This window comes from Actinomadura sp. 9N215 (genome assembly GCF_044326345.1).
In the GTDB taxonomy this organism is placed as follows: domain Bacteria; phylum Actinomycetota; class Actinomycetes; order Streptosporangiales; family Streptosporangiaceae; genus Spirillospora.
In genome coordinates, this window is the sequence record NZ_JBIRBA010000010.1 from 271291 (window position 1) to 284918 (window position 13628).

Genomic DNA, 13628 nt, shown 5'->3' on the forward strand with positions numbered 1-13628 from the left:
ACAGAAAGCGCTAGTTCACTAACACTTCCTATTTCAGTAGCGAATAAGGAGGTGCGCCATGGCCGTGTTCCTGAGCCGGGTCGGCCGGTTCTGCTTCCGGCGACGCCGGATGATCGTCCTGGTGTGGGCCGGGCTGCTCGTGGTCACCGTGTCGGGGGCGGCCGCGCTTTCCGAACCGGGGCCCGACACGTTCACGGTCCCGGGCACCGAGTCGCAGCGGGCGAACGACCTGCTCAAGGACAAGTTCCCGCAGGCCGCCACCGACGGCGCGACGGCCAAGGTCGTCTTCGCGGGCGGCGCCGGACGCACGCTGACCGAGCCCGCGAACCGCGCCTCCGTCGAGCGGGCCGTGGCCCGGATCAAGGCCACGCCGAAAGTCGCCGACGTCGCCTCCCCCTACGCCCGGGGCACCGTCTCGGACGACGGCCGGATCGCCCTCGCCGAGGTCGCCTACCGCGTCCCCGAGTACGACCTCACCGACGCGGACCGCCACGCGCTCCGCAAGGCAACGGCCGCTCCCGCTCCTGGCCTGCGCGTGGAGCTGAGCGGCAACGCCGTCGCCTCCCCCGAAGAGGGCGCCGGTGAGCTGCTCGGCGTCGCCGCCGCCGCGATCGTCCTGTTCGTCACGCTCGGCTCGCTCACAGCCGCCGGGCTGCCTCTCCTGACGGCGATCATCGGCATCGTCATCGGCCTGTCGGCGATCAGCGCCACGACCGCGTTCATCGAGCTCAGCGCCGACACCATGGCGCTCGCGCTGATGCTCGGCCTCGCCGTCGCGATCGACTACGCGCTGTTCATCATCGCCCGCTACCGCCAGGAGGTCCTGGACGGACGCGCCCCCGCCGACGCCGCCGCACACGCGACGGGCACAGCCGGATCCGCCGTCGTCTTCGCCGGGCTGACCGTCATCATCGCCCTCGCCGGACTCGCCGTCGTGGACATCCCCGTCCTGACCCAGCTCGGCCTGGCCGCCGCGTTCGCCGTCGCAGTCGCCGTCCTCATCGCCCTGACCCTCCTCCCCGCCCTCCTCGGTTTCGCAGGCCCCCACGCCGCGCCCACCCACCACCCCCTGCCCGACCGCCGCGCCCTGCCCGACCGCCGCGCCCTGCCCGACCGCCGCGCCCTGCCCGACCGCCGCGCCCTGCCCGACCGCCGCGCCCTGCCCGGCTACCGCGCTTTGTCCGGCCGCCGTACCCTCTCGGGCCTCCGCACCTTGCCCGGCCTCCGCGCCCTGCCCAGCGAGCGCGGCCCGTCCAGCAAGCGCGGCCCGTCCGGCGGCCGTGCTACGGCCGGACGGCGCTGGGGTCGGTTCGTCACCGCGCACCCCGTCCCCGTTCTGATCACGGCCGTCGCCGGACTCCTCCTCGCCGCGGCGCCCGCGCTCGACCTGCGCCTCGGGTTGCCCGACGACGGCACGGCCCCGTCCGGGACGACGCAGCGCCAGGCCTACGACCTGCTCGCGGACGGCTTCGGCCCCGGCATCAACGGGCCGCTGACCCTGGTCGTCCAAACACCGCACAACACGAGAACGGCCGCTGAACGCGTCGCCCGAACCGTGACATCCATGGACGGCGTTGCCGCGGTCGAGCCGCCCGCCCTCAACCCGTCCGGTGACACCGCCCTGGTCGGCGTGATCCCCACCAGCGCGCCGACCTCCAAGGCGACCGAGAACCTCATACAGGACATCCGCGACCGATTCCGCTCGCACGACGACGTCTCCGTCGCCGTCACCGGCCAGACCGCGATCGACATCGACACGTCCGACAAGCTCGCCGGCGCGCTCCTCCCCTACCTGGCGGTCGTGGTCGGGCTGGCGTTCGTCCTGCTCACCGTCGTGTTCCGTTCGCTCCTCGTCCCGCTGAAGGCGACCGCGGGATTCCTGCTGAGCGTCGCCGCCACGTTCGGCGCGGTCGTGGCGGTGTTCCAGTGGGGGTGGCTGAACGGTCCGCTCGGCGTCCACGCGTCCGGCATCATCGTCAACCTGCTGCCCGTGATGCTGATCGGCATGGTGTTCGGCCTCGCCATGGACTACCAGGTCTTCCTCGTCACCCGGATGCGCGAGGAGCACGTCCGCGGCGCCACCCCCGTCGACGCGGCGGTCACCGGCGTCGCGCACGGCGCCCGCGTCGTCACGGCGGCCGCCATCATCATGATCAGCGTGTTCGCCGGGTTCGTCCTCTCCGAGACCCCGATGGTGCAGTCGTTCGGCTTCGCGCTGGCCGCCGCCGTGTTCCTCGACGCGTTCATCGTGCGGATGACGATCGTCCCCGCCGTGATGGCGCTGCTGGGCCGCGCCGGATGGTGGCTGCCCGCCCGCCTCGACCGCGTCCTGCCCCACCTGGACGTCGAGGGCACGCGCATGACCGCGCCGCGCGACGTGCCAGTAGGCTCCTCAACGGCGACCTAGCGAGAGCCGGGCGGACGAAGGGGCTGGGGAATGGCGGCGCCGAAACAGGGCCTCCGCGAACTGAAGAAGGCCAGGACCCGCGCCGCGATCCAGACGGAGGCGCTCCGCCTCTTCCGCGAACGCGGCTACGAGTCGACGACCGTCGAGCAGGTCGCGCAGGCGGCGGAGGTCGCGCACACCACCGTCTTCCGCTACTTCCCGACCAAGGAGGACCTCGTCATCACCGACGAGGCCGACCCCGTCTTCTTCGCGGAGCTCCGCGCCCAGCCGCCCGACCTGACCCCGATCCAGGCCCTGCGCGCCGCCATGCGCGCCGTCCTCGACGCCGCCTCACCGGACGACATCGCCGAGGCCCGCGAACGGACCATGCTGATCCTGTCCGTCCCCGCCCTCCGCGGCGCGGCCTTCGGCAACTACGTCGAGACGATGCGCACGGCCACCGCCATCCTCGCCGAACGCGCCGCCCGCCCCCCGGACGACGTCGCCATCCGCACCATCACCGGCGCCGCCTTCGGCATCATGCTCGACCTGATGCTCCGCTGGTCAGAAGACCCGTCCCTGAACCTCCCCCAAACCCTGGACGAGGCCCTGGCCACCCTCGACCCCACCCCCTAGACCGAGCTTCACAGCGAACACACGCCACCCCCAGCAGGCCCTATTGCGCAGACCAGCTTCTGGACGAGGATCCCGACGCCCAAGATCAGGCCCATCGCCTGAAGGGGAACATCCGGTGCTTCAGGAGCAGGTCGAGCGCCTCAGCCGCCGCCTCCACATCCCCGCACGCGGCGAACGCGGCGAAGGGGAACAGGAGCTTCTTCATGGCGCTCATCGCCTCACCCCATCGGCGTCGGAGTTGGAATTAGGCAACCTGGGGTTGCGCATCGTCTGGATGTGGGGTTACGGTCGATATGCAACCTAAAGTTGCAAATTCACTTGAGGAGGCAGGTCGTGAGCATCGAGCATGAGATCCTGATCGAGGCCCCGGTGGACGTCGTCTGGCGGACGGTGACGGAGCCCGAGCAGATCGCCCAGTGGTTCAGCGACAAGGCGGAGATCGACCTGCGGGCAGGCAGCACGGGCACGCTGACCTGGGTCGACAAGGAGACGGCCGAGCAGGAGCAGGTGCCCCTCGTCGTGGCGGCCGTCGAACCGCCGCACCGGTTCGCCTACCGCTGGGGCAGTCCCGACGGAGCCCGGCCCGGCGAGGGCAACTCCACCCTGGTCGAGTTCAAGCTCGTCCCGGACGGCGACCGCACCCTCCTCCGCGTAACGGAGACCGGCCTGGACGAGACCGGCTGGACCGACGAGCGGAAGACCGCCTACATCGACGACCACAACGCCGGCTGGTCCAAGCACCTTGCCGACCTGGCCACGTTCGCGGAGACGGGGGTCTCCGCCAAGTGACCGACCACGACGAGGAACTGCTGGCGGCGGTCGCGGAGCCGAGCCGCCGCCGGCTCCTCGACGTGCTGCTCGCCAAGGGCGAGGCGACGCCCACCGCGCTCGCGGGGGAACTGCCGTTCACGCGCCAGGCGGTCGCGAAACACCTGGCCGTCCTGCAGCGGGCCGGGCTGGTCGTGGCGCGGCGCGACGGCCGGGAGGTGCGCTACACCGTCCACCCCGAGCGGCTGGACGAGGCCGCCCGCGCCCTGGCCGGCGTCGCCTCCCGCTGGGACGCCCGGCTACGCCGGATCAAGGCGATCGCCGAGGCCGCCCACCGCGACGCTCAGGCTGAACCTCAGCCCGAACCCCAGCGCGAGGGCTCTGCATGAGGCTCAGCGCGAACCCCCCGTCCGCGGCTCCGCTTGAGGCTCAGCGCGAACCGCGGCGCGGGGCTCGGCGCGAGGCTCGTGGGGGTCGGTGCCAGGGGGGTGGGGTGGTTGAGCGGGACGAGGCTTCGTGATGGTCTGCGGGCTTGTGCGGGTGGTGGCGATGCACAGCACGGCTGCGGCAGACGCGATCGTGGCCAAGGCGAAGGCTGTGCGCATGCCGTTCAGTGTGTAGTCCGACAGGGCCCAGACGGTGGTGGCCAGGGCCGGGCCTAGTGAGAAGCCGAGCTGACGCGCCAGGCTCTGCGCCGCCCCCGCCGTTCCGTGCAGGTGCGCCGGGACGTTCGACATGAGCATCGCGAAGCTCGGGCCCGCGAAGAGCCCGGTGCCGACGCCGATGACGGCCAGCCGCCAACTCAGGTCGGCGGCGTGCCATCCGGCGTCCACCGGGACGAGCAGCAGCGCCCCCACGGTCATGATCGCCGCGCCCGCGCCCGCCGTGCGGGCCATGCCCCAGCGGTCGCCGAGGAGGCCGCCGAGCGGGCCGAAGGCGACGAGGACGACCGGCATCGCGAGGATCGCCGTCGCGGTGGCCACCGGCGAGAGGTGCAGGGTTCGCTGCAGGTAGAAGGGCGCGAGGAACTCCGCCAGCGATATCACCAACGCGTTCAGCATGATCGCCTGAACGGGGCCCGCGGCCGTGCGAGCGCGCAGCAGGGCCCGGACGGATTCGCTCGTCTTCGTCCGCCACCAGACGAGCAGGGTCGGCACGCCCGCGAGAGCAAGGGCGAGCCAGCGCGGGCTGTGGCTCGCCGACAGCGACAGGGCGAGCAGCAGCGCGACGGCCGCGGTGCCGAGCAGGGCCGTCTCCGTCAGGAACGTCCGGTCGGGGCGGCGCAGGGCGTCGGAGGGGAGGCTGGCCAGCATGATGACCGCCACGAGGACGCCGACCGGCAGGTTGATGTAGAAGATCCACGGCCAGCCCCACGCCTGGACGATCAGCCCGCCGAGCGGGGGCCCGCTGACCGCGCCCAGCGGGCCGAGGGTCATGAAGAGGGAGCTCGCGCGTCCGGCCTGCTCGGGTCCGACGGCCCGGATGGTGATGGACGGGATCACCGCGAACAGGATCGCGGCGAACGCGCCCTGGACGGCACGGGCCCCCACCAGGTAGCCGATCCCGGGCGCGAGTCCGGCGGCGAGGCTGCTGAGGGTGAAGCCGGCGATGGCGAGGAGGAGGGCGGCGCGCGGGCCCGTCCGGTCGAGCCAGCGTCCGGCGGGGAGCGTGAGGGCGATCAGGGGCAGCAGGTAGCCGAGCACCACCCATTCGGTGGCGGACGTCCGGATGCCGAAGTCCCGCTCGATGGCCGGGAGGGCCACGGCGACGATGCTGGTGTCGAGGGTGGCCATGAAGACGACCAGGCTGCCGCCGATGACGGGCCACCAGGTGTTGCGCTGTGTCACGGGTTCCGTCCCAATAACTTCACATCGTGCGTACTTGTCAAGAATTACACAGCACGTGCAGTTCAGGCAAGGCGCACGGCTGGGACCATGGACGGATGGCGAGGTCGATCGAGGAGCCCAGGAACGCGCGGAGCCGCCGTTCCCGGCTCGCGCTGCTGCGGGCCGCGCGCGAGCTCGTCGAGGAGCAGGGGGTCGCGGCGACGACCATGGCCGCCGTCGCGGAGCGCGCCGGAGTGTCGCGGCGGGCCGTCTACCTGCACTTCGCCTCGCGGGCCGACCTGATGAGCCAGATGTTCGGCTATGTCAACGAGGCCGAGGACCTGGAAGGACGGTTCGCCCCCATCGGCGACGCGCCGGACGCGGTCGCCGCGCTGGAGCTGTTCGCGCGGCGGCACGCCGAGTTCATGCCGCGCATCCTCGCCGTCTCACGGGCGGTCGAGCGGGAGGCGGGCCGGGACCCGGACGCGGCGGAGCCTTGGCAGACCGTCCTGTACTGGCGGTCCGAGCTGAACCGCGCCCTGATCAGGCGGCTGGACGAGGAGGGCGTCCTCGCCCCCGGCTGGACGGTCGACACCGCCGCCGACATGCTGCTCGCGCTCATCTCGAACGAGGTGACCGGGACGCTCCTCGACGACCGCGGCTGGACGCCCGAGCAGATCGGCGATCACATGGCGCTGCTCCTGCGATCAACATTCGTCGCGCACGGGTAGGACTCCCCCCGTTCGGGGGTGGTGTAGGTCACTCGCCATGGCGAACGATCCTGCTACCGGGTGTCCGTGCGGCTACGAGGAGAGACCATGCCCGCAGTCGAGTTCCGTGCGGCGCGCGACTTCCTGCTCGCGCGTCGCGACGACTACGCGACCGCGTACGAGAAGTTCCGCTGGCCCGTCCTGACCGGGTTCAACTGGGCGCTGGACTGGTTCGACAAGATCGCCGAGAGCAACGACTCGCCCGCGCTCTGGATCGTCGAGGAGGACGGCGCCGAGGCGCGGTACTCGTTCTCGCAGCTGTCGCGGCGGTCGAACCAGGTGGCGAACCTGCTGCGGCGGTCGGGCGTGCGGCGCGGCGACCGGATCATCCTGATGCTCGGCAACCAGGTCGAGCTGTGGGAGACGGTGCTGGCCGCGATGAAGATCGGCGCGGTGCTGATCCCGTCGACGCCGCTGCTGGGCACGGCCGACCTCCAGGACCGGCTGATCCGCGGCAACGCCCGCCATGTCGTGGTCGGCTCGGCGGACACCGGGAAGTTCGACGGCGTCCAGGGCGAGTTCACGAAGATCACCGTGGGCGAGCCAGTGGACGGATGGGTGCGGTACGCCGAGGCCTACGAGGAGGCGGATTCGTTCACCCCGTACGGCCTCACCATGTCCCGGGACACTCTGCTGCTGTACTTCACGTCCGGGACGACGGCGAAGCCGAAACTCGTCGAGCACACGCACGCGTCCTACCCGGCCGGGCACCTGTCGACGATGTACTGGATCGGGCTGCGGCCCGGGGACGTCCATCTGAACATCTCGTCGCCGGGCTGGGCGAAGCACGCGTGGAGCAACGTGTTCGCGCCGTGGGACGCGGAAGCGTGCGTGTTCATCTTCAACTACACGCGGTTCGACGCCGACCGGCTGCTCGACACCCTCGAACGGTGCGGCATCACGAGCTTCTGCGCGCCGCCGACCGTGTGGCGGATGCTGATCCAGGCCGATCTCGGACGGCTGGCGAACCCGCCCCGCGAGGTCGTCGCCGCCGGTGAGCCGCTCAACCCCGAGGTGATCGAGCGGGTGAGGGACGCCTGGGGCCGGACGATCCGCGACGGCTTCGGGCAGACCGAGACGACCGTCCAGATCGCCAACACTCCAGGCCAGAAGGTCAAGCCGGGCTCGATGGGACGTCCCGTGCCCGGCTACCGGGTGGTGCTGATCGATCCGGTCACCGGGGAGCCGGGCGACGAGGGCGAGATCTGCCTCGACCTGGAGGACCGTCCGCTCGGGCTGATGACCGGCTACCACGGCGACGACGCGCGCACCGACGAGGCGATGGCGGGCGGCGTCTACCACACCGGCGACATCGGCTCCCGCGACGCGGACGGATACATCACCTACGTCGGACGCTCCGACGACGTGTTCAAGGCGTCCGACTACAAGATCTCGCCGTTCGAGCTGGAGAGCGTGCTGATCGAGCACGACGCGGTCGCCGAGGCCGCCGTGGTGCCGTCGCCCGACCCGGTCAGAGCGGCGGTGCCGAAGGCGTACGTGACCCTCGCCGCCGGATGGGAACCGGACGCGGCCACCGCGAAGGCGATCTTCGAGCACAGCCGGGCGCAGCTGTCGCCGTACAAGCGGATCCGGCTGCTGGAGTTCGGCGCGCTGCCGAAGACGATCTCCGGCAAGATCCGCCGCGTCGAGCTGCGCGCGAGCGAGCTCGACAAGCACCCGAGCTCCGCGGACCGTCCGGCAGGCGAGTTCCGCGAGGAGGACCTGCGATGATCTCCTCCAGCGCAGGTGACTCGTACGCGTCGGGCGTGTCCAGCATTCCGCTGCTCGGCGACACGATCGGCGCGAACCTCGCCAGGACGGTCGCGGCCTTCCCCGAGCGCGACGCGCTGGTCGAGCATGCGACCGGCCGCCGCTGGACGTACGAGCAGCTCGCCGACGACGTCGACGCCGTCGCGCTCGGGCTGCGCGATCTCGGCGTCGTCAAGGGCGACCGGGTCGGGATCTGGTCGCCGAACTGCGCCGAATGGATGCTCGTCCAGTACGCGACGGCCAAGCTCGGCGCGATCCTCGTCAACATCAACCCGGCGTACCGGGTGCACGAGCTGGAGTTCGTCCTCAACCAGGCCGGGATCAGGACGCTGGTGTCCGCGGCCGCGTTCAAGACGTCCGACTACGCGGCGATGATCGACGAGGTCAGGCCGCGCTGCGCCGCGCTGCGGGACGTCGTCCTCCTCGGCACGCCGGAATGGGACGCGCTCATGGCGTCGGGCCGCGCCGACGACCCGGCCGTCCTCACCGAGGTCGGCCGGACGCTCACCGCCGACGACCCGATCAACATCCAGTACACGTCCGGGACGACGGGCTTCCCCAAGGGCGCGACGCTGTCGCACCACAACATCCTGAACAACGGCTTCTTCGTCGGCGAGCTGTGCGCCTACGACGAAGAGGACCGCGTCTGCGTGCCCGTCCCCTTCTACCACTGCTTCGGCATGGTGATGGGCAACCTCGCGGCGACCAGCCACGGCGCGTGCGTCGTGATCCCGGCTCCGGCGTTCGACCCGAAGGCGACGCTGGACGCCGTCGTCGCCGAGCGGTGCACGTCGCTGTACGGGGTGCCGACGATGTTCATCGCCCTCCTGAACGAGCCGTCGCTCGACGACCTCGACCTATCGAGTCTCCGCACCGGGATCATGGCCGGGTCGCCGTGCCCCGTCGAGGTGATGAAACAGGTCATCGAGCGGCTCGGGATGAGCGAGGTCGCGATCTGCTACGGCATGACGGAGACGTCCCCGGTGTCGACGCAGACCCGCGCGAACGACTCGCTCGACCGCCGCGTCTCGACCGTCGGACGCGTCCTGCCGCACCTGGAGATCAAGATCATCGACCCGGAGACGGGCGTCACCGTCCCGCGCGGCACGCCGGGCGAGTTCTGCACGCGCGGCTATTCGGTGATGCTCGGCTACTGGGACGAGCCCGAGCGGACGGCGGAGGCGATCGACTCCGCCCGCTGGATGCACACCGGCGACCTCGCCGTGATGGACGCCGACGGCTACGTCGGCATCACCGGCCGGATCAAGGACATGGTGATCCGCGGCGGCGAGAACATCTACCCGCGCGAGATCGAGGAGTTCCTCCACACCCATCCCGACATCGTGGACGCGCAGGTCATCGGCGTCCCGGACGAGAAGTACGGCGAGGAGCTGATGGCCTGGGTGCGGCTGCGCGAGGGCGTCCCCGACCTGACCGCCGAGGCGTTGCGCGCGTTCAGCGAGGGCAGGCTCGCGCACTTCAAGATCCCCCGCTACGTGCACGTCGTGGACGAGTTCCCGATGACGGTCACCGGCAAGATCCGCAAGGTGCAGATGCGCGCGGAGGCCGTCGACATCCTCGGCCTCGGCGACGCGTAGGACGTACGTACCCGCCTTCGCTTTACTTTCTGCGGGAAGGGCTTTCGAGACGCCGTCTCACCGGGCATGCTCGGAGCATGGGTGCGCCAACGCCGGGGGAACCGGGGAGCGGATCTCCCCGAATGACGCGCGACGACGCGGGCGGCGTGCGGTCGGCGGTGCTCGCCCTGCACCGGACGACCGGCCTCCCCGTCGTGTTCGGCGGCGCCGTGTCCGGGACTTCCGGCGCCGGGCACGACCGCCTCCGCATCACCGAACTCGTCGGCAACACGACGGACTCGCTGAGCGGGCTCGTCGTCCACCACGGCAACGGGCTCGGCGGCAAGGCCATGGCCATGGGACGCCCGCTCTGGGTGAGCAACTATCCGTGCTCGGCGTCGATCAGCCACGACTACGACAAGCCCGTCGGCCGCGAGGGGCTGCTGTCGATCCTCGCGGTGCCGATCGTCGTCGGACGGCGGGTTCGCGGCGTCCTGTACGGCGCGCTGCGCGAACCGCTGTCGCTCGCCGACCGTGTCGTGGGCGCGGCCGTCCAGACCGCCCGCGACCTCGAACAGGACATCGCCGTCCACGACCGGGCGGACGAGGCGCTCGCCCGCTCGCGTCCCGTCGTGCCGGAATCGGCGGCCCGCTGGGAGGAGGTCAGGGCCGTCCACGCGGAACTGCGCGCCCTGGCCGAGCGGGTCGAGGACGCCCCGACCCGCGACCGCCTCCGCGAGGCGTCCCTGCGCCTCGCCGCCGCCGGGCTGGGGAAACCGGACGGCTCGCCGCGTCCCGTCCTGTCGCCGCGCGAACTGGACGTCCTCTCCTACGTGGCGATCGGCTGCACCAACGCGGAAGCCGCCCAGCGCCTGGGCCTGCTCCCCGAGACGGTCAAGAGCTACCTGCGCTCCGCCATGCGCAAACTGGACAGCCACACCCGCCTGGAAGCCGTCACCACCGCCCGCCGCTCCGGCCTACTCCCTTAAGCGGCCGCCGCACCGACCCCAACCCCATCGCAACCACGCAACCACTCAAACCGTCGCGATCGCGACCGAAGGCAGTTTCGAGCGAAGCAAGAAACTGATCGCGCAGCGAGCCGCCAGGCGAGACGGAGCGATGCAGCGATCGCACGCAGTGCCCGACGATGGAGGGCCCCCGGCCCGAAGGAGGAGGGCACTGCCATGAGCACAGCCGTGCGGTTCTTTCGTTCCGGCGATCGGGCCCGGCGACGGGGTCAGTCAGCCGTGTGAAGACGCGCGTCGTCCAGTACAGATCGGCCCCCGTGGCGCACTGCCTGGACGGAGCGCTCACCACACGCCGGCTGCGCCGGGCCGTGATCGCTCGGCCGCCCCGCCCGCTCCCGGGCGAGGACGTCCGTCCCCCGATATGCACTGAAAACCGTAACACCTCGGCGAACAACATTGTTCGTAGTAAACGGGTTTCCTCTGCCGGCCCGATCACGTTGGTAGCTTGTGCTTGTGGACTCCGACGGCTTCACCTCGCTGCCGCGCGGGCGTCATCACCTCACCCGCGCGCAGGTCTCGGCCTCCCAGCGGGAACGCATGCTCCAGGGCATGACACAGGCGGTCGGAGAGAATGGCTACGCCCGCACCACCGTCGCGGACGTGCTGAAGCGGGCGCGCGTGTCCCGCGAGACGTTCTACGAGCACTTCCCCGACAAGCAGGCGTGCTTCCTCGCCGCCTACCAGGCCGCCGCCGACCGCATCGAGGGCGTCGTCATCGAGGCGCTCGCGGCCACCGGCGAACCGGTGATGGGCCGGCTCGAACAGGCGTTGCGCGCCTACCTGCGGGAGCTGGCGGCCGACGCCGGCGCGGCGCGGATGTTCCTGCTGGAGATCTACGCGGCGGGCCCGGCGGCGACGGCGCTGCGGTACACCGTCCAGGGCGCCTTCGTCGAGGTCGTCGTCGGGCTGCTGGTGGAGGACGAGCGGTTCCGCAGCCTGCCCGACCCGGAGTTCGCGTGCCAGATGCTCATCGGCGGGGTCGCGTCCCTGGTCACCGGCATGGTCGCGATGGGCCAGCACGCCTCCCTCCCGAAGCTGTGCGCGCCGATCCTGGCGCACTTCAGATCACTCCTGGACCACTGACCGAACGACCGCGACCGCAAGGCCACCACGACCGCAAGGCGGCCGTGACCGCAGGCCGCCGTGACCCGCAGGCTTGCCGTGACCGGCGGGGCCGCCGCGCACGGCCCCGCCGGTCGGCACCGGCACCCGGCGAAGGGTCGGTGAGTCGACGGTCGGTGAGTCGACGGTCAGTGGTCAGATGAAGGTGCTGAGCGCGGCCGCCATCGCGAAGCCGACGATCGACAGGATCGTCTCCAGCACCGTCCAGGTCTTGATCGTGTCGCGCACGGACATGTTGAAGTAGCGGGAGATGATCCAGAACCCGCCGTCGTTGACGTGCGAGGCGATGATGGAGCCCGCGGAGATCGCGATGGCGATCAGCGCGATGTGCGGGTCGGAGTAGTCCTCGGCCTTCACCAGCGGCGCGACGATCCCGCCGGTGGTGACGATCGCGACGGTCGCCGAGCCCTGCGCGACCCGGAGCCCGCAGGCGATCAGGTAGGCGAGGACGATCACGGGCAGGCCCGCGTCCGACATGGTGGTGGCGAGGGCCTTGCCGACCCCGGTCGCCGACACGACCGCGCCGAAGAACGCGCCCCCGCCGATGACCAGCAGGATCATGCCGATCGGGCGGAGCGACCTGGCGGCGAGGTCGGACAGCTCCGCGGTCGAGATGCCGCGCCGGATGCCGAGCAGGTACATGGCGAGCAGCACGGCGAGGGTGAGCGCGACGACGGGGTTGCCGATGAACGTCAGCGTGGGCAGCGCGGGGCTGTCCTCCCACCACACGGTGCTGAACGTGGCGAGCAGGATCAGCACGAGCGGCACCGCGATGATCAGCCCGACGAGGGCGAGGGACGGCTCCGGTTCCTCCTCTCCCTTCTCGGCCTTGTCCTTCTCGGCGACGACGTACTCGTCCGGCACCTCGATGAAGATGCGCTTGCCGATCCAGGCGCCCCACGCGACGCCCGCGACGAGGAACGCGGGGATGCCGCAGATCAGGCCGAAGATGATGAGCCAGCCGAGCGGGACTTCGAGCAGCCCGGCGACGGCCACCGCTCCGGGGTGCGGCGGCAGGAACGCGTGCGTCATCGACAGCCCGGCGAGCAGCGGCATCGCGTACAGGACGAGGGAGCGCCCGCCCCGCCTGGCGGTGATGTAGACGAGCGGCGCCAGGACGAAGATGCCGACGTCGAAGAAGACGGGGATGCCGAAGATGAGCCCGGCGAGGCCCATCGCGAGCGGCGCGCCCCGTTCGCCGGCGACGCTCAGCAGCCGCCGGGTCAGGACGTCGGCGCCGCCGGACCGCTCCAGGATCGCGCCGAGGATGGTGCCGAGCCCGACGATCGGCGCGATGTGCCCGAGGAGGCCGCCGAAGCCCTTCTCCAGCACCGACTCCTTGGAGCTGAGCGCGGTGCCGACGATCTCCTCGACGCTCAGCCCGGCGACCAGTGCGAGGGCGAGCCCGGAGACGAGCAGCGCGATGAACGGTTCCAGCTTGACCTTGATGATGAGGAAAAGCAGGACCGCGATGGACACGGCGCACAGCGTCAGCAGGCCGCCCGTCTCGTGTTGCAGCCAATGGACCATGAGCGTGACCCTCTCGGTGAAGTGGGGGTGGGGGTAGCGAGGGTGATCGGCGGGGACGCGGGGAGTCGATGAACGGGAGTCAGAGGGGCGGGAAGTCAGAGCGGCAGGGGGTCAAAGGGGCTGGAGGGCAGAGCGGCAGGGAGTCAGAGGAGCCGGGGAGTCAGAGGAGCAGGGGAGTCAGAGGAGCAGGGGAGTCAGAGGGCCGAGGGTCAGAG

12 protein-coding genes are annotated in these 13628 nt (G+C 71.1%); 9 read left to right on the forward strand and 3 right to left on the reverse strand.

Going from position 1 to position 13628, the window contains the following annotated elements; genetic code table 11:
* The first annotated feature begins 58 nt into the window (after positions 1 to 58).
* Together ACH34T_RS19335 and ACH34T_RS19340 are read left to right on the forward strand one after the other, a co-directional pair.
* Positions 59 to 2407, forward strand: coding sequence for an MMPL family transporter (locus ACH34T_RS19335; RefSeq protein WP_395993552.1), 2349 nt, complete (start codon positions 59 to 61; stop codon positions 2405 to 2407).
* A gap of 30 nt (positions 2408 to 2437) precedes the next feature.
* Complete coding sequence (locus tag ACH34T_RS19340; RefSeq protein ID WP_395993553.1) at positions 2438 to 3022, forward strand: TetR family transcriptional regulator; 585 nt, start codon at positions 2438 to 2440, stop codon at positions 3020 to 3022.
* An 85-nt stretch (positions 3023 to 3107) separates the two neighbouring features.
* Here the strand turns inward: ACH34T_RS19340 and ACH34T_RS19345 are convergent, their stop codons facing one another.
* On the reverse strand, positions 3108 to 3236 hold the full coding sequence (locus ACH34T_RS19345; RefSeq protein ID WP_395993554.1) for a hypothetical protein: 129 nt from the start codon (positions 3234 to 3236) through the stop codon (positions 3108 to 3110).
* 119 nt (positions 3237 to 3355) lie between these two features.
* Between ACH34T_RS19345 and ACH34T_RS19350 the strand changes: the two genes are divergently transcribed.
* The gene (locus ACH34T_RS19350; RefSeq protein WP_395993555.1) at positions 3356 to 3811 is read left to right on the forward strand and encodes an SRPBCC domain-containing protein; all 456 of its coding nucleotides are present in this window, start codon (positions 3356 to 3358) and stop codon (positions 3809 to 3811) included.
* Positions 3808 to 4179 carry an ArsR/SmtB family transcription factor gene (locus tag ACH34T_RS19355; protein WP_395993556.1) on the forward strand — a complete coding sequence of 124 codons (372 nt, stop codon included), beginning with the start codon at positions 3808 to 3810 and terminating at the stop codon, positions 4177 to 4179. The genes ACH34T_RS19350 and ACH34T_RS19355 overlap by 4 nt, the downstream gene beginning before the upstream one ends.
* 3 nt (positions 4180 to 4182) lie before the next feature.
* Here ACH34T_RS19355 and ACH34T_RS19360 read toward each other — a convergent pair whose 3' ends face one another.
* Positions 4183 to 5637, reverse strand: coding sequence for an MFS transporter (locus ACH34T_RS19360; RefSeq protein ID WP_395993557.1), 1455 nt, complete (start codon positions 5635 to 5637; stop codon positions 4183 to 4185).
* A gap of 95 nt (positions 5638 to 5732) precedes the next feature.
* On the opposite strand from ACH34T_RS19360, the gene ACH34T_RS19365 reads away from it, so the two are divergent.
* The 5 genes from ACH34T_RS19365 to ACH34T_RS19385 all read left to right on the forward strand — a co-directional run bounded on the left by ACH34T_RS19365 (position 5733) and on the right by ACH34T_RS19385 (position 11844).
* Positions 5733 to 6347, forward strand: coding sequence for a TetR/AcrR family transcriptional regulator (locus ACH34T_RS19365; protein ID WP_395993558.1), 615 nt, complete (start codon positions 5733 to 5735; stop codon positions 6345 to 6347).
* An 87-nt stretch (positions 6348 to 6434) separates the two neighbouring features.
* Entirely contained in the window at positions 6435 to 8117 is a 1683-nt protein-coding gene (locus ACH34T_RS19370; RefSeq protein ID WP_395993559.1) for an AMP-binding protein, read from the forward strand.
* Positions 8114 to 9754, forward strand: a complete 1641-nt coding sequence (locus ACH34T_RS19375; protein ID WP_395993560.1) for an AMP-binding protein — start codon at positions 8114 to 8116, stop codon at positions 9752 to 9754. Before ACH34T_RS19370 ends, ACH34T_RS19375 begins: the two co-directional genes overlap by 4 nt.
* Positions 9755 to 9876: 122 nt before the next feature.
* Positions 9877 to 10722 (forward strand): LuxR C-terminal-related transcriptional regulator, encoded by an 846-nt coding sequence (locus tag ACH34T_RS19380; protein ID WP_395993561.1) that lies wholly within the window; start codon positions 9877 to 9879, stop codon positions 10720 to 10722.
* A gap of 492 nt (positions 10723 to 11214) precedes the next feature.
* Positions 11215 to 11844, forward strand: coding sequence for a TetR/AcrR family transcriptional regulator (locus ACH34T_RS19385; protein ID WP_395993562.1), 630 nt, complete (start codon positions 11215 to 11217; stop codon positions 11842 to 11844).
* A 174-nt stretch (positions 11845 to 12018) separates the two neighbouring features.
* Here the strand turns inward: ACH34T_RS19385 and ACH34T_RS19390 are convergent, their stop codons facing one another.
* Entirely contained in the window at positions 12019 to 13413 is a 1395-nt protein-coding gene (locus tag ACH34T_RS19390) for a GntP family permease (protein WP_395993563.1), read from the reverse strand.
* Between the last annotated feature and the right edge of the window lie 215 nt (positions 13414 to 13628).

Excerpts from the sequence above, each read along its gene's own strand:
- ACH34T_RS19335 (WP_395993552.1), top strand. The coding sequence starts at position 59 with ATGGCCGTGTTCCTGAGCCGGGTCGGCCGGTTCTGCTTCCGGCGACGC.
- ACH34T_RS19340 (WP_395993553.1), top strand. The coding sequence starts at position 2,438 with ATGGCGGCGCCGAAACAGGGCCTCCGCGAACTGAAGAAGGCCAGGACC.
- ACH34T_RS19345 (WP_395993554.1), bottom strand. The coding sequence starts at position 3,236 with ATGAGCGCCATGAAGAAGCTCCTGTTCCCCTTCGCCGCGTTCGCCGCG.
- ACH34T_RS19365 (WP_395993558.1), top strand. The coding sequence starts at position 5,733 with ATGGCGAGGTCGATCGAGGAGCCCAGGAACGCGCGGAGCCGCCGTTCC.
- ACH34T_RS19370 (WP_395993559.1), top strand. The coding sequence starts at position 6,435 with ATGCCCGCAGTCGAGTTCCGTGCGGCGCGCGACTTCCTGCTCGCGCGT.
- ACH34T_RS19375 (WP_395993560.1), top strand. The coding sequence starts at position 8,114 with ATGATCTCCTCCAGCGCAGGTGACTCGTACGCGTCGGGCGTGTCCAGC.
- ACH34T_RS19380 (WP_395993561.1), top strand. The coding sequence starts at position 9,877 with ATGACGCGCGACGACGCGGGCGGCGTGCGGTCGGCGGTGCTCGCCCTG.
- ACH34T_RS19390 (WP_395993563.1), bottom strand. The coding sequence starts at position 13,413 with ATGGTCCATTGGCTGCAACACGAGACGGGCGGCCTGCTGACGCTGTGC.